Origin of the sequence: Nonomuraea sp. NPDC050691, assembly GCF_040654455.1 — a bacterium.
In the GTDB taxonomy this organism is placed as follows: Bacteria; Actinomycetota; Actinomycetes; order Streptosporangiales; family Streptosporangiaceae; genus Nonomuraea.
This window is the reverse complement of sequence record NZ_JBFAIA010000019.1, coordinates 1-16,672: the sequence shown is the minus strand read 5'-3', so window position 1 is coordinate 16,672 and position 16,672 is coordinate 1. Positions and strand designations below refer to the sequence as shown.

16 protein-coding genes are annotated in these 16,672 nt (G+C 71.9%); 13 read left to right on the top strand and 3 right to left on the bottom strand.

Translation table 11 applies throughout. The features are described from left to right. Positions 1 to 36 precede the first annotated feature (36 nt). Positions 37 to 1,122: a saccharopine dehydrogenase NADP-binding domain-containing protein gene (locus tag AB0H81_RS11025; protein ID WP_358372356.1), complete on the top strand. Its 1,086-nt coding sequence runs from the start codon at positions 37 to 39 to the stop codon at positions 1,120 to 1,122. A 29-nt stretch (positions 1,123 to 1,151) separates the two neighbouring features. Here the strand turns inward: AB0H81_RS11025 and AB0H81_RS11020 are convergent, their stop codons facing one another. Further along, complete coding sequence (locus AB0H81_RS11020) at positions 1,152 to 1,736, bottom strand: TetR/AcrR family transcriptional regulator (protein ID WP_358372354.1); 585 nt, start codon at positions 1,734 to 1,736, stop codon at positions 1,152 to 1,154. Between the two features lie 75 nt (positions 1,737 to 1,811). On the opposite strand from AB0H81_RS11020, the gene AB0H81_RS11015 reads away from it, so the two are divergent. The 7 genes from AB0H81_RS11015 (at position 1,812) to AB0H81_RS10985 (ending at position 8,536) form a co-directional block, all read left to right on the top strand. Beyond that, the gene (locus tag AB0H81_RS11015; protein WP_358372351.1) at positions 1,812 to 2,768 is read left to right on the top strand and encodes a carbohydrate kinase family protein; all 957 of its coding nucleotides are present in this window, start codon (positions 1,812 to 1,814) and stop codon (positions 2,766 to 2,768) included. Positions 2,769 to 2,831: 63 nt separating this feature from the next. Beyond that, positions 2,832 to 4,046, top strand: a complete 1,215-nt coding sequence (locus AB0H81_RS11010; RefSeq protein ID WP_358372350.1) for an aminotransferase class III-fold pyridoxal phosphate-dependent enzyme — start codon at positions 2,832 to 2,834, stop codon at positions 4,044 to 4,046. Positions 4,047 to 4,282: 236 nt separating this feature from the next. After that, positions 4,283 to 5,722, top strand: a complete 1,440-nt coding sequence (gene ngcE / locus AB0H81_RS11005; RefSeq protein ID WP_358372347.1) for an N-acetylglucosamine/diacetylchitobiose ABC transporter substrate-binding protein — start codon at positions 4,283 to 4,285, stop codon at positions 5,720 to 5,722. Between the two features lie 3 nt (positions 5,723 to 5,725). Beyond that, positions 5,726 to 6,640 carry a sugar ABC transporter permease gene (locus AB0H81_RS11000; RefSeq protein WP_358372344.1) on the top strand — a complete coding sequence of 305 codons (915 nt, stop codon included), beginning with the start codon at positions 5,726 to 5,728 and terminating at the stop codon, positions 6,638 to 6,640. A 1-nt stretch (position 6,641) separates the two neighbouring features. Continuing rightward, a complete protein-coding gene (locus tag AB0H81_RS10995; RefSeq protein WP_358372342.1) occupies positions 6,642 to 7,538 on the top strand; it encodes a carbohydrate ABC transporter permease in 897 nt (298 codons plus the stop codon). A 10-nt stretch (positions 7,539 to 7,548) separates the two neighbouring features. Further along, the gene (locus AB0H81_RS10990) at positions 7,549 to 7,824 is read left to right on the top strand and encodes a 4a-hydroxytetrahydrobiopterin dehydratase (RefSeq protein WP_358372339.1); all 276 of its coding nucleotides are present in this window, start codon (positions 7,549 to 7,551) and stop codon (positions 7,822 to 7,824) included. A gap of 97 nt (positions 7,825 to 7,921) precedes the next feature. Continuing rightward, a complete protein-coding gene (locus AB0H81_RS10985) occupies positions 7,922 to 8,536 on the top strand; it encodes a superoxide dismutase family protein (protein ID WP_358372337.1) in 615 nt (204 codons plus the stop codon). A 387-nt stretch (positions 8,537 to 8,923) separates the two neighbouring features. Here the strand turns inward: AB0H81_RS10985 and AB0H81_RS10980 are convergent, their stop codons facing one another. Together AB0H81_RS10980 and AB0H81_RS10975 are read right to left on the bottom strand one after the other, a co-directional pair. Next, the gene (locus AB0H81_RS10980; protein WP_358372334.1) at positions 8,924 to 9,481 is read right to left on the bottom strand and encodes a pirin family protein; all 558 of its coding nucleotides are present in this window, start codon (positions 9,479 to 9,481) and stop codon (positions 8,924 to 8,926) included. 122 nt (positions 9,482 to 9,603) lie between these two features. Next, positions 9,604 to 10,425 carry a fused MFS/spermidine synthase gene (locus AB0H81_RS10975; protein WP_358372531.1) on the bottom strand — a complete coding sequence of 274 codons (822 nt, stop codon included), beginning with the start codon at positions 10,423 to 10,425 and terminating at the stop codon, positions 9,604 to 9,606. Positions 10,426 to 10,476: 51 nt separating this feature from the next. On the opposite strand from AB0H81_RS10975, the gene AB0H81_RS10970 reads away from it, so the two are divergent. The 5 genes from AB0H81_RS10970 to AB0H81_RS10950 all read left to right on the top strand — a co-directional run. Next, positions 10,477 to 12,009, top strand: a complete 1,533-nt coding sequence (locus tag AB0H81_RS10970; RefSeq protein ID WP_358372331.1) for a penicillin-binding transpeptidase domain-containing protein — start codon at positions 10,477 to 10,479, stop codon at positions 12,007 to 12,009. Between the two features lie 93 nt (positions 12,010 to 12,102). Further along, positions 12,103 to 12,750, top strand: coding sequence for a hemolysin III family protein (locus AB0H81_RS10965; RefSeq protein WP_358372328.1), 648 nt, complete (start codon positions 12,103 to 12,105; stop codon positions 12,748 to 12,750). A 79-nt stretch (positions 12,751 to 12,829) separates the two neighbouring features. Further along, positions 12,830 to 13,363: an HdeD family acid-resistance protein gene (locus tag AB0H81_RS10960; protein WP_358372325.1), complete on the top strand. Its 534-nt coding sequence runs from the start codon at positions 12,830 to 12,832 to the stop codon at positions 13,361 to 13,363. A 75-nt stretch (positions 13,364 to 13,438) separates the two neighbouring features. Then, on the top strand, positions 13,439 to 14,713 hold the full coding sequence (lat, locus tag AB0H81_RS10955) for an L-lysine 6-transaminase (protein ID WP_358372322.1): 1,275 nt from the start codon (positions 13,439 to 13,441) through the stop codon (positions 14,711 to 14,713). A 121-nt stretch (positions 14,714 to 14,834) separates the two neighbouring features. Further along, the coding region (locus AB0H81_RS10950) for a hypothetical protein (RefSeq protein WP_358372320.1) at positions 14,835 to 16,672 on the top strand (1,838 nt) is incomplete at its 3' end.

Here is a 16,672-nt window from a genome sequence, read left to right as displayed (position 1 = left end):
GTCGTTACATACCCGGAGTATGGAAGAGGTCTCGTCATGGACGCTTCGACCATCGCGATCTACGGAGCCAACGGCCACACCGGACGCCTGGTGGCCGCCGAGCTGCTGGCCCGCGGCGAGCGCGTCGTCCTCGCCGGCCGCGACGGAGCCGCCCTGGACGCCCTCGCGGCCGAGCTGGCCGAGCCGGCCGAGCCGGCCGATCCCGCCCGGCCCGGGGCGGGAACCGGGTCCGCGGACGGACCCGCCCGGGTGCGCACGAGAGCCGTGTCCCTGGACGATCGCGACGGGCTGTGCGAGCTGGCGGAGGAGTCCGCCGTGGTCGTCCACTGCGCCGGGCCGTTCGCGGACACCGCCGTGCCGGTCGCGGAGGCGGCCGTCGCCGGGCGCTGCCACTACGTCGACCACGCCGTGGAGCCGCACCCGGTGAAGAGGCTGTTCGACACGATGGGGGCGGCCGCCGAGCGGGCCGGGGTCGTCATGGTGCCGCAGCTCAGCTTCTACGGGGGGATCGCGGACCTGCTCGCCGCGGCGGTGACCGAGGGCATGGCAGGGGTGGACCGGTTGACCGTGGGCTACGCGGTGACGGGCTGGCGGATGACGCCGGCGGCCGTGCGGACCGCCGAACTCCTCATCGGCGAGATCGACCGGGTGACGTACGTGGACGGCGGGCAGCGGGTGGGACCGGTGGAGATCCGCAACACGGTCTTCCCCTTCCCTCCGCCGGTCGGGCCGCGCACCATGATCGCGCCGTTCCCCTCGGGGGAGGTGGTGACGATCCCGCGGCACGTCCCGGCCCGGTCGGTGGAGTCGCAGCTCACGGCGAGCACGTTCGAGGAGGAGCAGATCTTCACCAGCCAGGACGCGACGCCCGAGGAGCGCGCCCGCACCGAGTTCACGGTGGCGGTGCAGGCCACGGCCCCCGGAGGCGGCGGCCGCAACGGCCACGTGCGCGGCCGGGACATCTGGTGGGTCGGCGCGCTGGCCTCGGCCGAGGCGGCGGTGCGGCTGGCGCGGGGCGAGGGGCCGAGCAAGGCCGGCGTGCTCAGCACGGCTGAGGCGTTCCCGGCGGTCCCGTTCCTGCGCCGCCTGGAGGAGCTCGGCGCCTTTACCCTCCACCTGTGATCGCCCCGCCCGGACCCGGGACCGGAGGGTCAGAGGCGGTCGAGGTGGGCGAGCATGAGGCGTTCGAGGTCCACCCGGGTCAGGCGGCCCGGGTAGAGGAGCAGGTGCAGGCTCAGCCCGTCCACCAGCGCCAGCAGGTGCTCCGTGACGTCGTCCAGGTTGTCCTCGGTGGTCAGCTCGCCCGCCTCGCGCGCCTGCGCGAGCAGGCCGCGTACGGCGGCGCGCAGCTCCCCGGCCTCGGCCCGCTGCACCTCGGCCAGCTGCTCGGCGGCCAGGCTGCGGCTCCAGAAGCTGACCTCGAGGCGCGTCTCCTGGGTGCGCTCGGCGTCCAGCGGCAGGTTGTCGAGCAGCACCTCGCGCAGCGCGGCGAGCCCCGTGACGCCCTCGACCTTGCGGGTGATGCGGTCGCGGATGCGCTGGTGGGACTGGCTCAGCGCCGACAGCAGGATCTCGTCCTTGTCGGCGAAGTAGTGGGCGAGCACGCCGTTGGAGTAGCCCGCCTCCTTGGCGATGGCGCGGGTGGTGGCGGCGTCGATGCCGTCGCGGACGATCACGCGGCGGGCCGCCGACAGCAGTTCGCGCCGGCGCTCGTCGTGGTCAACGATCTTCGGCAAGGTGTCGTCCCCTTCGTCCGTCGTACCGTTCCCCAGCATATTGACTTTTTATTCGGACGTCTGTCTATTTAGACCATGACCGTCGCCACCGTCGGCGTCCACATCGTCGACATCCTCGCCAGGCCCGTCGAGCGCATCCCCGAGGGCCAGGACACCGTGCTGGTCGACCAGATCCGCCTGACCGCCGCGGGCGCCGCGGCCGGCACCGCCGTGGACCTGGTCAAGCTGGGCAACGACGTCGTCACCCTGGGCGCCGTCGGCGACGACGAGCTCGGCGACTTCCTGCTGGCGGTCCTGGCCAAGCGGGGCGTCGACGCCTCCCGGCTGGTGCGGAAGGCGGGGGAGCAGACGGCCGCGTCGATCCTGCCGATCCGGCCGGACGGCGGGCGCCCGAGCTTCCACGTGCCCGGCGCCAACCTGGGCGTGACGCTCGCCGACCTCGACGTGGAGGTGCTGCGCGGGGCGCGGGCCGTCCACCTGGGCGGCGTGGACGTGACGTTCGGGCTGGGTGACCCCGACTTCTTCGCGCTGCTCGACGCGCTCCGGGAGGGTGGGACCATCGTGACGATGGACCTGCTGTCGGAGATGCCCGACCTGCTGGGCATGGCCCGGACGTTCCTGCCCCACGTGGACTACGTGCTGCCCAACGCGTCCCAGGCGCTGCTCATGACGGGACTCGGCGGCGAGCGCGGGGAACGAGGCGACGGCGGGGACGGCGGTGACGTGGCGGAGGCGGCCCTGGCGCTGCTCGCCGAGGGGCCCCGCGGCGTACTGGTCACGCTCGGCGGCGACGGCAGCCTGGTCGCCACCGCCGACGGCGTCGAGCACCTGCCGGCCCTGAAGGTGGAGGTCTCCGACACGACCGGGTGCGGCGACGCGTACTGCGCCGGCTTCATCACCGGCCTGCTGCACGGCCGGGACGTCCTGGAGGCCGCCCGTTGGGGCACGGCCGCCGCCGCCCGCGTCGCTACCGGCCTCGGCTCCGACGCCGGCATCACGGACCTGGACTCCACCCTCGCCCTGCTGACCTGACCGCCCGGGGACCCGGCCACCCGAGAGCCCGGAAGCCCGGGGCCTCCACGCCAAGGAGATTCCATGAAAGACGCCGAGCTGCGCGCGCGGGCCGCGAAAGTCGTCCCCGGCGGCATGTACGGCCATCTCAACGCCGCCATCTTCGCCCCCGGCTACCCGCAGTTCTTCGAGCGGGGCGAGGGCTGCCGGCAGTGGGACGTCGACGGCCGCGAGTACATCGACTTCATGTGCAGCTGGGGCCCCGTCGTGCTGGGCCACCGGCACCCCCGCGTCGAGGAGGCCGCGGCCCGGCAGCTCGCCCAGGGCGACTGCCTGAACGGCCCGGGCCCCGTCATGGTGGAGCTGGCCGAGCTCCTGGTGGACCTGATCCCCAGCGCGGACTGGGCGATGTTCTCCAAGAACGGCACCGACGCCACCACCCAGGCGCTCATGGTGGCCCGCGCGGCGACCGGCCGCACGAAGGTGCTCATGGCCCACGGCGCCTACCACGGCGCCGACCCGTGGTGCACGCCGTCGCCCGCGGGCACCACGCCGAACGAGCGGGCCGACCTGGTGGAGTTCGCCTACAACTCGCTGGAGTCGCTGGAGGCCGCGGCGGCGACCGTCGAGGGGGACGTGGCGGCGATCATCGTGACGCCGTTCAAGCACGACTCGTTCGAGGATCAGGAACTGGTGGAGCCGGCCTTCGCCAGGGGCGCGCGGGCGCTGGCCGACCGGCTCGGCGCCGCGCTGGTGATCGACGACGTGCGGGCGGGCTTCCGGATCGACCTGCGCGGCTCGTGGGAGCCGTACGGGGTGCGCCCGGACCTGACGGCGTGGTCCAAGGCCATGGCCAACGGCTACCCGATCGCCGCCGTGACCGGCACCGACGCGTTGCGTGGCGCGGCCCAGACCCTGTACTCGACGGGCTCGTTCTGGTTCTCGGCGGTGGCGATGGCGGCGGCCAAGGCGACGATCGAGACGCTGCGCGACGAGGACGGCATCGCCGCGATGGAGCGCGCCGGCGCACAGCTGCGCGAGGGCCTGTACGCGCAGGCGAAGACGCACGGCTTCACCGTGAACCAGACGGGCCCGGTCACGATCCCGTGGCTCAGCTTCGACGGCGACGCGGACCTGTCCACGGCCCTGTACTGGAGCGACGCCTGCCTGCGGCACGGGGTCTACATCCACCCGTGGCACAACTGGTTCATGTCGGCGGCGCACACGGAGGAGGACGTGGCCCGCGCCCTCGAAGGGACGGACCGGGCCTTCGCCGAGACCCGCGCGCACCTCGGCTGACCGGGCCGGGGCGGGGCCCGCGGCTCTTGCCCTCGCCGCCCGGGGTGGACGATGCTGTCATCCGGGTCATCCGGGTCATCCGGGTCATCCGGTCGAACTTCTGGGCGCGGAGGCCGGCGGCGTGGGGGTCACGGCGAGGTCACGTCTCGTCCGGGCCCCCTTGACGCAGCTCGGCGGCCGTTCGTACCTTCGGGCAACGTTAGGAAACTTTCCTAATACTGCCGTCAGGAGCCCCCATGACCCATCCCGGAGAGATCACCCGAAGGCAGCTCATCCGGCGCATCGGCATGACCGCGCTGGTCGTGGGGCCCGGAGCGGGCCTGCTGGGCGGCTGCGCCACCGGAGGCGGCGAGGAGCCGGCCGCGCCCGTCACCTCCGCCGCCGGTTCGGCCGACCCCCGCAACCCGTTCGGGGTGGACGCCAAGAAGCCGCTGAAGGTCACGATCTTCAGCGGCGGGTACGGCGACGCGTACGCCAAGGAGATCCACGAGGCGCTGTACAAGAAGGAGTTCCCCGGCGCGGCCGTCGAGCACAACGCCACCCAGCAGATCGGCACCCAGCTCCGCCCGCTGTTCGTCAGCGGCGACGTGCCCGACGTGGTCAACAACTCCGGCCCCGAGGCGCTCGACCTCGTGGCGCTGGCCGAGCAGGGGCACCTGGCCGACCTGACGGCCCTGTTCGACGCCCCGTCGATCGACGACCCGGCCAAGAAGATCCGCGACGTCGTCACCCCGGCCGTCCTCGACAACGCCAAGATCGGCGGCAAGGACCTCGTCCTCAACTACACGGTCTCCCACCGCGCCCTGTGGTACAACGCCAAGCTCTTCGCCGCCAAGGGCTGGACGGTCCCCAGGACCTGGGCCGAGTTCACCGCCCTGGGCGACAAGGCCAAGGCCGAGGGCATCCTGCTCTTCGCGTACCCGGGCCAGAAGGGGCCGTACTACCAGCTCTGGAACGTCCTCTACACGGCCGCCAAGATCGGCGGCAACCAGGCCGTCATCGACATCGACAACCTGGTCGACGGCGCCTGGAAGACGGAGCCGGTCAAGCAGGCCGTCACCGCATGGGCGGACATCCAGGCCGGGTACGGCGACAAGGCGTACTTCGGCCTCGACCACACCCAGACCCAGGTCAAGCACCTCCAGGACAAGCTGCTCTTCTACCCGGTCGGCTCCTGGATCGAGAACGAGATGGAGAAGGACAAGCCCGCCGGCTTCGAGTACGCCATCGCCCCCATCCCGGACGTGACGGCGGCCGACAAGATGCCGTACGGCGCGATCCAGGTCGGCGTCGGCGAGAACTTCTTCGTCGCGGCCCGCGGCAAGAACCCGCAGGGCGGCCTGGAATACCTGCGGATCATGCTGTCCAAGGACGGCGCGCGCGGCTTCACCGAGAAGACCAAGAACCTCACGGTGGTCAACGGCGCGGCCGAGGGGCTCGACCTGCCGGCCGGCCTGCGCAGCGCGGCCGCGGCCCAGGACGCCGCCGGACAGAACATCATCACCGACGCGCGCTTCGAGGGCTGGTACAAGGAGCTGTTCGACTACGGCACCGAGCAGATCAACGTGGTCATGGCCGGCCGGATCACCCCCGACGAGTTCTGCTCCCGCATGCAGGCCAAGGCGGACGCCATCAAGAAGGACGACTCCGTGCCCAAGCAGACGCGGGGCGAGTAGCCCATGGAGCGGTGGCGCACGTACGGCTTCGTCGCCGGGTTCCTCGCCGTGCCGATGATCCTTTACACGGTCTTCGTCATCAGCCCGTACGCGCAGGCGTTCCAGATCTCGCTGACCGACTGGAAGGGGATCTCCTCACGGCTGGACTACGTCGGGCTGGACAACTTCGGGCGCCTGCTCGGGGACGAGGTGTTCTGGCGGGCCCTGCGCAACCACGGGATCCTGCTGCTGGTGCTCCCGATCGTGACGATCGTGATCGCGCTGTTCTTCGCGTTCCTGCTCAACCTGGGCGGCGGCGCGCGCGGCCCGGGCATGGCCGGCGTCCGGGGCTCGGCCTTCTACCGCGTCGTGTTCTTCTTCCCGCAGGTGCTCGCCGTCGCGGTGGTCGGGGTGCTGTTCAAGGCCGTCTACCGGCCGGACGAGAGCGGCGTGATCAACGGCGCGCTGGTCAGGCTCGGGATGGAGCCGGTCGGCTGGCTGATCGAGCCGGACCTCGCGCTCTGGTCGATCATCGCGGTGATGGTCTGGCAGGCGGTCGGGTTCTACGTGGTGCTGTTCTCGGCCGGGATGGCGGCCATCCCGAAGGACTACTTCGAGGCGGCGGCGCTCGACGGGGCCGGGCGGTTCCGGCTGTTCTTCTCCATCACCCTTCCGCTGCTGCGCGACACCGTGCAGGTGGGGTGGGTGTACCTGGGCATCGCGGCCTTCGACGGGTTCGCGCTGATCCAGGTGCTGGCGGGGGACAAGGGTGAACCCGACGGCGCCACGACCGTGCTGCCCATCGAGATCTGGAAGAACGCCTTCTCCTACTCCAAGGTGGGGTACGCGTCCGCCATGGGCGTGGCGCTGTTCTTCCTGACCGTGACGTTCGCGGTGCTGACCCTGCGCACCACCCGGCGGGAGAGGATCGACCTCTGACGTGACACCGGACTCCCTCGACTCCGTCCGCCCGGTCCGGCCCTCCCGGAACGTCCCCGCCGGTCGGCCGCGTCCGGGTGTGCTGAACGGGCTGTCGCACGCCGCGCTGGCCGTCTGGGCGCTGCTGATCATCGCGCCGCTGCTGTGGACGTTCCTGGCGTCGTTCAAGAGCAACACCGAGATCTTCGGCGACGCGCTCCTGCTGCCCGGCGAGCTGCGGCTCGACGCGTGGGGGCGGGCCTGGAGCAAGGCACACGTCGGGCTGTACCTGGTCAACACCGTCCTCGTCGTGTCATCCAGCACGTTCGGCACGATGATCTTCGGGTCGATGGCCGCGTACGTGCTCGCGCGCTACCGCTTCCCGGGCAGCCGGATGGTCTACTACTACTTCACGGCCGGCATGGCGTTCCCCGTGTTCCTGGCGCTCGGGCCGCTGTTCTTCGTGGTCGAACGGGTCGGCCTGCTGTACACGCACACCGGCGTCGTCCTGGTCTACATCGCGTACTCGCTGCCGTTCACGATCTTCTTCCTGGCGGCGTTCTTCCGTACGCTGCCCGAGAGCGTGGCGGAGGCGGCCCGCATCGACGGCGCCTCCCATACCCGCACGTTCTTCCAGATCATGCTGCCCATGGCCAAGCCCGGCCTGATCAGCATCACTATCTTCAACGTGCTCGGCCAGTGGAACCAGTACCTGCTGCCCCTCGTGCTGCTCGCCCGCGACCAGGAGGACTGGGTGATCACCCAGGGCATCGCCAACATCTCCACCCTGGCCGGCTACGAGGCCGACTGGCCCGGGCTGTTCGCCGCGGTCTGCATGGCGATCCTGCCGGTGCTCGTCGTCTACGTCATCTTCCAGCGCCAGATCCAGTCCGGGCTCGGCGCCGGGGCGCTGAAGTAACGTGACCTCCATGGACGTCGAGAAGAAGCTCGCCGAGGTGCCCGCGTGGCGCCGTGAGGGCGAGGAGATCCGCCGTACGGTCACCGCGCCCGACTTTCCCACGGCCATCCGGATCGTGGACGCGATCGCGGTCAAGGCCGAGGAGCTGAACCACCACCCCGACATCGACATCAGGTGGCGCAAACTGCACCTCGCGCTCACCACGCACGACAAGGGACACCTGACCGAGATGGACTTCCGGCTGGCCGCCCTCATCGACGGGATCGTCGCCGAACACGGTGCGTAGTCGCGCGGTCACCCGCTAGAGTGGTGGCCCTCCACGAGCCGGCCGTACCCGCTCGTGACGCGATCCTTTGTCACCACCCCGGGGGTTTTCCATGCGCATGCCCGTACCCATAGTGCTGTTCGCCGTGCTGGCGGCAGGCTGTGCGCCCACCACGGCCGGTCAGGCCGGCACCGCCCAGACGCAGGACACTCCGGCCCAGGAGGCGGCCGCCCACACGCCGTCTCCGGAGCCCACGCCCGGCGCCCAGGGCGCCGCGAAGGCCCAGTCCGGCTCCCTGTCGGCCAGCGGCGACTTCACGGCGGACGGCAAGCGGGCCGTGGTCTACGCCCGCAAGCTGGCGCCGGAGGGGGCGCGGGCCAGCATCACCGTCGAGTCGTCCAGCGGCCAGACGCTGTCGTCGCTCGTCGTCGAGGGCCTGCTGCCCGACCGCCCCTACGGCGCCCACCTGCACACCAAGCCGTGCGGTCCCAAGCCCGACGACTCCGGCCCGCACTACCAGCACGAGAAGGGCGAGGCCAGCGCCGCCAACGAGGTCTGGCTCGACTTCACCACCGACGCCTCCGGCGCCGGGCGCGCCACCGCGCGCAACTCGTGGACGTTCGCCCCGGGCCGGAGGCCGCACTCGCTGGTCATCCACGCCAAGTCGACGACCAGCAGCGGACCGAAGGCCGGCGAGGCCGGCGAGCGCGTGGCCTGCCTCACCCTGGGCTGACCCGCCCGCCGGGCTCACTCCGTTCCGCCGCCTGCCTCAGGCGGCCGCTCTGCCGGGTGCCCCTCTGTCGCGCCCGGCAGAGCGCTGATCACGCGTGGCCGGCCGGGACGTGCTCAAGAAGAGGTTCAACAGGATCCTCGGTGAAGCCTCTTCCTCGGCCTCGTCCAGGTTGAGTGCCTTCTTGTCGATCCACTCAAGGACGGCGGTCTCGCCGAGGTGCAGCCCACTGGAGACTCCCTTGCAGTGCTTCGTGACGAGGCCCTGGCACCGGAACATGACCTGACCCGCCTTGTGCGGCGTCCCAGTGGCCCCGCACTTGCATTTTCGGCAGCGACCGCACGTGATCAGGCCAGACAGCGAATACTTGGCCTTCGGATCAGCCCAGTTTCAGCCGAGGCTGGCCAGCCGCTTGGATTTGTACGCTTCCCACAGCCCGACGGGAATCAGCGCCTTGTGCGAGCCGGGGAACCAGTCCCACGAGTCGAAGCGCTTGGACTTCACTCCAGGCTTGCGCTTCCTGATGAGGCCGGCGGCGAAGCCGGAGTCCATGATGACGATCCATCGAGAGTTGTCGAGGATGTCGCCGTTGGGTGCGCGAATGCCTCGATCGGCCATGTCCTTTGCCACGGCTCGAAGAGGTTCGCCAGCGACCCACCGTTCGTAGACCTCCGCGAGCGCCGGACCGTTCAGATCCTCGTCCGGTTTTATCGATCCTCTTCTGGCAGTCATCCACGGCGTGTCGCCGTTGGTGATCGTGCCGCCGCCGTTGGAGTCGAGGTGGTCCATCACGCCGTCGATCATGTACGTGACGGTCTCGAAGCCGCGGTGCGGGTGCCACAGGGTGCCCTTGGGCTCACCGGCGGCGTAGTCGACCTCGCCCGTCTGGTCCATCATCGCGAACGGGTCCAGGTATGCGGGCTTGATGGCCGCCAGGGCGCGACGCACGGGGAACCCCTCGCCCTCGAACCCGGCAGCCCCACTGGCCGCCGCCTTCCCGGCGCGCGTGACGAGGCCGGACGTGAACCAGGGCGCGCGTGACCAGACCGGACATGAGCGGGGGCGGGGGATCAGCCGAAGACGGCCGGGGGCGGGACCGGGGCGAGCACCGGCTCGCCGTCCCGGATCGGGGCCGCCCCCGCGACGAAGCGGGTCAGCGCGTCCCCGTGCAGGCACCGGGCCTGGGTGAGCCCTCCGGCGGCGCGGCGCGTGAGGAGGTCCACGAGCAGGGCCGTACGCGAGGCGGCCAGGATGAGGTTGCCGAAGCGGCGCCCCCGCAGCACGCCGGGCTCCGAGAGCAGGGCGACGTGGCCGAACGTGCCCTGGACCGTGGCCGTGAGCCGCCGGGCGAAGGCCAGGCCCTTGCCGTCGGCGAGGTTGACGAGCAGCGTGCCGGACGGTCGCAGCACCCGCGCGAGGTCGCCCATGTACTCGGCCGTGGCCAGCTCGACCGGCATGGTCGCCCCGGCGAACGCGTCGAGCACGACCAGGTCGGCCGAGGCGTCCCAGACCCGGGCGGCGCCCTCCCGGCCGTCCATGACGAGCACCTTCAGCCGCGGCACCGACCGCAGGTCGAGCTGCTCGCGGATGAGGTTGACGAGCAGACCGTCGGGCTCGACGACGATGTGGCGGGAGCCGGGCCGGGTGGTGGCGACGTAGCGGGGGATCGTGCAGGCGCCGCCGCCCACGTGGACACAGCTCAGCGGCCCCTCGGGGAGGACGTCGATGACGTCCGCCATGAGCTGTACGTACTCGAATTCCAGATATGTGGGGTCTTGTAGGTCCACATAGGACTGCGGTACGCCATCCTTGGACAGCACCCAGCCGTCCTGCCTGTCCAGATCCCGCAGCAGTTCGATCTCGCCGAAGGTGACCGGATACAGGCCGGGCATCGGTTCGCGCTGTGCTCGTGCCACGTTGCTGCCTCCCTGGGAGAACACCGTATGCGACGAAGAAGGCTGATCGTGCTCGTCGTCGCGGTTCTGGCGATTTTGGGTGCGTACGGCTTCGCGGTCGCCGCGGCGGGCCGGGTGCGGGGCACGGCCGGGGAGACGGCCGACTCCTACTTCCGGGCCTGGCGGGCGGGGGACGTGCGCGGCATGGCCCGCCTGGTCTACCAGCCGCCGTCCGACTTCGTCTCCCGCCACCTCGCCCTCACCAGGGACCTGGACGTCGAGAAGATCGAACTGCGGCCCGGGGCGGTCAAGGGCACGGGGGAGGGGACCGCCGAGGTGCCGTTCACCGGGACCCGCACGCTGCGCGAGTTCGGGGTCTGGCCGTTCGCGGGCACGCTGCGCCTGGCCGTACGGGACAAGGTGTGGAAGGTGCTGTGGGCGCCCGAGACGCTGCACCCGCTGCTCGCCGGCGGCGGCGCCCTGGAGATCGTGGACCTGCCACTGGCGAGGGTGGAGATGCTGACCAGCGAGGGCGACCGGATCCCGCACGACAGCTACGCCGACGCCTATCTCGACCGGCTCGCGGCGGAGTTCGCGGGCGCCGCAGGAGGCCGGGCGCTGGTGGCGACAGCGCCGGGGAAGCCGGAGCAGCGGCTGCTGACGAAGGCGCTCGATCCGGGAAGGCAGCGGACCACCCTGTCGCGGCCGGTGCAGGCGGCGGCGGCCCGGGCGCTGGACGGCGTGGAGGACGCGGCGGTGGTCGCGTTGCGGCCGAGCAGCGGCGAGGTGGTCGCGGTGGCCGACCGCCTGGCGGACGGCCAGAGCGCCTTCGACACCCTGTATCCGCCCGGCTCGACGTTCAAGACGATCACCGCGGCGGCCCTGCTCGGCGCGGGGCTCGACCCCGCGGCGGAGCTGCCCTGCCCCGGCGACTACCAGATCCCCTTCCACCGCGCCTTCCAGAACGCGGGCCTCCAGGACCACGGCACCGTCACCTTCGCCGACGCCTTCGCCCTGTCGTGCAACACCACGTTCGTCGAGCAGGCCACGACCCGTCTCGGGCCGGGCGAGCTGCGGGACGCGGCGGGGGAGTGGGGGTTCGGCCGCGCGCTGCCCACGGGCGTCGGCGGCACCTGCGGCACGATGGAGGAGCCGGAGGACGAGGACGTCCTGGGCGCCGACGCGATTGGGCAGGGCACGGTGCAGGCCACCCCGCTCTGCATGGCCGCGGTCGCCGCCGCGGTGCAGAGCGGCACCTGGCGCTCGCCGCGCCTGCTGCCCGAGAAGGAGGCGCGGCGCGTCGACGGGCCGCAGCCCGAGCCGGTCGAGCCGGACCAGGGCGTCGTCGAAGCGCTGCGCGGCATGATGGCGGCCGTCGTGGACCACGGGACGGCGAGCCAGGCGGGGCTCCCCGCGGGGGTGGCCGGCAAGACCGGGACGGCCGAGACGCCGGACGGCGCCGACCACGGCTGGTTCATCGGCTACCGCGACGACCTGGCCTTCTGCGTCTTCGTCCGGCACGGGGGAGCGGGCCGGACGGCGGCGCTGCCGATCGCCGCCCGCTTCCTCAACGGGCTCTAGCTCAGGGTGCCCTTGGCTCATGACCTCTGGCGGGCCGCGTTCAGCGGACCGCCATAGGTAACGATTTATCGTACCTACGGTACCGTAGGTTTCATGACGACCGTCACCATGAAGCCCCGACTGCGTGGCTGGTTGCACACCGGAGCCCTGCCGGTGACGCTGGTCGCCGGGTTCGCGCTCGTGGCCCTCGGCCCCACCCTCCAGGCGCGCCTGGCCTCGGCGATCTACGCCATCACCTCAGGCCTGCTGTTCGGCATCTCGGCCACCTACCATCGCGGCACGCTCGGGCCGCGCCTGGCCGAGGTGCTGCGCCGCTTCGACCACGCCAACATCTACCTGATCATCGCGGGCACGTACACGCCGTTCGCGCTGCTCGCGCTCACCGGGGCCGCGCGGATCGCCGTGCTGTCGGTCATCTGGGGCGGCGCGCTGACGGGCGTGGTGTTCCGGGTGTGCTGGATCGGCGCGCCGCGCTGGCTCTACACCGCTCTCTACCTCGCCCTCGGCTGGACGGCGATCTTCGTGATGCCGCAGCTCCTGAAGGGCGCGGGGGTGGCCGCCGTGGTGCTGGTCGCGGTCGGCGGCGTCCTCTACAGCGCCGGGGCCGTCGTGTACGGCCTGCGCCGCCCCGACCCGTCGCCGCGCTGGTTCGGCTTCCACGAGATCTTCCACGCCTGCACCATCGCCGCCTACCTGGTGCAGTACGTCGCGGTGTCGATCGTCGTCTACTCCCACATGTGAACCCGCGCGCGAGAGTGGATCGCCGACTTTTGACCGCCCGGTGGTCTGCTCTCGGGGTTCATCTGGAGATCAGACCAATATGGACCAACTCGCGCGCATCTGGTGGCTCATCCTCATTCGGGGCATTGTGGCCATCATCTTCGGCGTCCTCGCGCTCATCTGGCCCGCCATCACGCTGCTGGTACTGGTGATCTTCTTCGGCGCCTACGCCCTCGTGAACGGCATCTTCTCGATCGTCGCCGGCGTCCGGCACGAGAGCGGCTCGCGGGCCTGGCTCATCATCTCCGGCGTCCTCGGCGTGCTGGCCGGCATCGTGGCCTTCGTGTGGCCGGGCATCACGTCGCTGGCCCTGCTCTACGTCGTGGCGTTCTGGGCCATCTTCAGCGGCGTGTCGGAGATCGTGGCGGGCGTCCAGATGCGCAAGGTCATCGAGAACGAGTGGATGCTCATCATCGGCGGCGTGCTGTCGGTGATCTTCGGCATCCTGCTGCTGGTCTGGCCGGGCGCCGGGCTCATCACCCTCATCTGGCTGGTCGGCATCTTCGCCCTCATCTACGGCATCACGATGATCGTCCTCTCGTTCCGGGTGAAGAAACTTCCGGCAACGGCTTAGATGTCCAGAAATTTTCCGGATGAATGGGGGTAAGGGCGGGCAAGTATGTCCCTGTCGCTTCGTCGTGGAGGAGCCATGGACGTACACGCCCGTCTCGCCCGCCATCTACTCGTCGACGGCTACCATCTCGTGCTCGACCTCGACCGCAGCCAGGGCTCCTGGCTCGTGGACGCGCGCGACGGCCGCCGCTACCTGGACTTCTACACGTTCTTCGCCTCCGCGCCGCTGGGTGTGAACCCGCCGTTCGACGCCGAGAGCGCCGAACTGCTCGGCAGGGTCGCGCGCAACAAGCCGGCCAACCCCGACATGTACACCGAGCAGCTCGCGGACTTCGTCGAGACGTTCATGCGCGTGCTCGGGGACCCCGAGCTGCCCCACCTGTTCTTCGTGGAGGGCGGCGCGCTCGCCGTCGAGAACGCGCTGAAGACGGCCTTCGACTGGAAGAGCCGCCGCAACGAGGCCGCCGGCCGCTCGCCCGACCTCGGAACCCAGGTGCTCCACCTGACCCGGGCCTTCCACGGCCGCAGCGGCTACACCCTCAGCCTGACCAACACCGAGCCGGGCAAGACCGACCGCTTCCCGAAGTTCGGCTGGCCCCGCGTCGACGTGCCGGCCGCCCACCTCGGCGACGTCGAGGCGGCCGAGGCGCGGGCGCTGGAGCAGGCGCGGGCCGCCTTCGAACGGCACCCGCACGACATCGCCTGCTTCATCGCCGAGCCGATCCAGGGCGAGGGCGGCGACAACCACATGCGCCCCGAGTTCCTGCAGGCCATGCAGCGCCTGTGCCACGAGCACGACGCGCTGTTCGTGCTGGACGAGGTGCAGACCGGCGGCGGCACCACCGGGACGCCGTGGGCCTACCAGCAGCTCGGCCTCGCGCCGGACATCGTGGCCTTCGCCAAGAAGGTCCAGGTGGGCGGCATCATGGCGGGCCGCAGGGTGGACCTGGTGCCGGACAACGTCTTCCAGGTCAGCGGCCGGATCAACTCCACGTGGGGAGGGGGGCTGGTGGACATGGTCCGCTCCCGCGCCCTGCTGGAGATCATCGAACGGGACGGCCTGATCCCGCGGGCCGCCCGGCTGGGCGCGCTGGTGGTCGAACGCCTGACCAAGTTGCAGGCCGAACGGCCCGAGGTGCTGTCCAGCGTGCGCGGGCGCGGCCTCATGTGCGCCTTCGACCTGCCGGACCGCGAGAGCAGGGACGCCCTGGTGACCCGGTTGCGTGAGGACCAGGGGGTGCTGGTGCTGGCGTGCGGGCCGCGCTCGGTACGGCTGCGACCGGCGCTCAACATCACCGAGGCCGAGCTGGACCACGGCCTGCGCGCGATCGCGGCGGCACTGGACACCTGACGCACGACCCCCTTCACACGGCGTCGCCGGGCTCCCCGAAACCGCCAAGGATTGGCAAGAACATCGCCGCGGGCGGGCTTTCCGGCATCGGGGAGCCCGCGACGTCGCCAGGCTTTCCCGCATGGCCGAAGCTCCACCCTTTCCGCGTACAGCGCCCCTCGCCCCCGAGCCCCTCACGGAGGGCTCGCCCCCCACGGCCCCGCCCCCGCTGCGGCCCGCCGGCTGGCTACCGGCGCTGGCCGTGGCCGGTTGCGTCGGGGCGGTCCTCGGGTTCTACGGCGTCGCCTTCGCCGACCTGGCCGTCTTCACCGTCTACGCCGGTCTCGGCCTGACCCTGCCCGGCGTGCTCTGGGTGCGCGTGCTCTGCCGCCGCCCGCACACCCTGCCCGAGGAGCTGGCCCTGGGCCTGGCCCTCGGGTACGCCGCCGAGGTCCTCTGCTACCTGCCCGCCCGCGCGATGGGGACACCGCTGCTCGTGGCCGCCTGGCCGATGGGCACGTACGCGCTGTTCGCCGCCGTGCCGCGGCTGCGCGCCCACTGCCGGAGCACGCGCCGGGCCCGCGCCCCGCTGTGGTGGTCGTGGGGCCTCGCGCTCGGCGTGATCTGCCTGACCCTGTGGACCGGGGCCGGCTACTTCGCCGGACACCCGCTCGCCGCGCCGCCGGCCGCCGCTCTGCCGCACCTCGACATGGTGAACCGGCTCATGAGCCACGGGCCGGACGGCGGGCCGTTCGGCCACGACTGGTTCGTCCACGCCCACCTCGCCGCCGCGAGCTGGATCACCGGCGTGGCGCCGTCCGTGCTGCTCCTCCGGCTGGCCGCGCTGCCCATGCTGGCCGCGCTCGTGGTGCTGCTCGCCATGGCGGGCCGCCGCTTCACCGGCTCACGCCGCCAGGCGTTGACCGCCGTGGCCGCCGCGGTGTTCGTGGCGCCGCCCGTCCTGTACGCGGGGACCGCCGCCGGCGTCCTCGCCTGGACCCCGCCGCAGGAGTGGGCCGCGCCGGCGCAGACCTTCGGCGCGCTGCTGTTCGCGCCGCTCGTGGTGCTGCTGCTCGACCTGTTCGGCGACCGGCCGCCGGGGCGCGGCACGTGGCTGATCTTCGCGGTGCTGCTCGCCGCCCTGGCCGGGGCCAAGGCCGTGTACGTGCCGCTGCTGGCGGCCGGGCTGCTGGCCGTCGTGGTGGTCGAGGCGGTCAAGTGGTTGTCGCTGCCGCGCCGCGCCACCGTCGCGCTCGGGCTCACGGCGTGCGCGCTCGCGGCGCAGGTCGCGCTCCTGGACGACGCCTGGCAAGGGACGGCCGTCCAGCCGCTGGCGTTCGTACGGGCGTCCTGGGCCGGGCTGACCGGAGCGGGGGCCATGGCCGAGGCGCCGCTGTCGTCGCTGGCCGGGGTCACCGCGCTGTGCCTGCTGTGCGGGGCGATCACCTGGAGCGGCGTGCTCGGGCTCGTCAGGCGGCCCCGGCTGCTGGGACGCCCGCCGGTCGTGCTGGCGCTCGGCATGGGCGCGGCGGGGCTGGGCGCGGTGCTGCTGGTCGGCGACCCGTACCTCGCCCAGGGGGACTTCCTCCAGGCCGCATGCCCGTACCTGGCGATGGCCGCCGTCTACGGGCTCGGCTGCGTGGCCCGCAGGGCGCACGTCACGCCCGGGGCGGGGCTGGGCGCGATGCTGGGCGGGGTGGCGGCCGCCTGCGCCGTCCGCTGGATCTTCGGCGTCCACGTCCCGCTTCGAGCCGGGGCCGGGGAGCTCGCCCTGTACCTGCCCTACCTCACGCTGGCCGGGATGGTGCTGGCGGCAGGGGCCCTGCTGGCGGCGGCCGGCCAGTCGCGGGCGCGCGTCCTCGCCCTGACGCTCCTTCTCGTGACGGCGGCGGGCACGCCGGCCGCCTGGCTCGGCCGGGCGCTGCCGGCCGCGGACCCCGTCGCGACCGCCCCGGCGCGGCCGGCCGGTCCCATGGTGGT

Bases quoted from the DNA above. Each gene is read 5' to 3' on its own strand.
- AB0H81_RS10960 (WP_358372325.1), top strand. From the start codon at position 12,830: ATGGACCAACTCGCGCGCATCTGGTGGCTCATCCTCATTCGGGGCATT.
- AB0H81_RS10985 (WP_358372337.1), top strand. From the start codon at position 7,922: ATGCCCGTACCCATAGTGCTGTTCGCCGTGCTGGCGGCAGGCTGTGCG.
- lat (WP_358372322.1), top strand. From the start codon at position 13,439: ATGGACGTACACGCCCGTCTCGCCCGCCATCTACTCGTCGACGGCTAC.
- AB0H81_RS11025 (WP_358372356.1), top strand. From the start codon at position 37: ATGGACGCTTCGACCATCGCGATCTACGGAGCCAACGGCCACACCGGA.
- AB0H81_RS10990 (WP_358372339.1), top strand. From the start codon at position 7,549: ATGGACGTCGAGAAGAAGCTCGCCGAGGTGCCCGCGTGGCGCCGTGAG.
- AB0H81_RS10975 (WP_358372531.1), bottom strand. From the start codon at position 10,425: ATGCCCGGCCTGTATCCGGTCACCTTCGGCGAGATCGAACTGCTGCGG.
- ngcE (WP_358372347.1), top strand. From the start codon at position 4,283: ATGACCCATCCCGGAGAGATCACCCGAAGGCAGCTCATCCGGCGCATC.
- AB0H81_RS11000 (WP_358372344.1), top strand. From the start codon at position 5,726: ATGGAGCGGTGGCGCACGTACGGCTTCGTCGCCGGGTTCCTCGCCGTG.
- AB0H81_RS10970 (WP_358372331.1), top strand. From the start codon at position 10,477: ATGCGACGAAGAAGGCTGATCGTGCTCGTCGTCGCGGTTCTGGCGATT.
- AB0H81_RS11015 (WP_358372351.1), top strand. From the start codon at position 1,812: ATGACCGTCGCCACCGTCGGCGTCCACATCGTCGACATCCTCGCCAGG.
- AB0H81_RS11010 (WP_358372350.1), top strand. From the start codon at position 2,832: ATGAAAGACGCCGAGCTGCGCGCGCGGGCCGCGAAAGTCGTCCCCGGC.
- AB0H81_RS10965 (WP_358372328.1), top strand. From the start codon at position 12,103: ATGACGACCGTCACCATGAAGCCCCGACTGCGTGGCTGGTTGCACACC.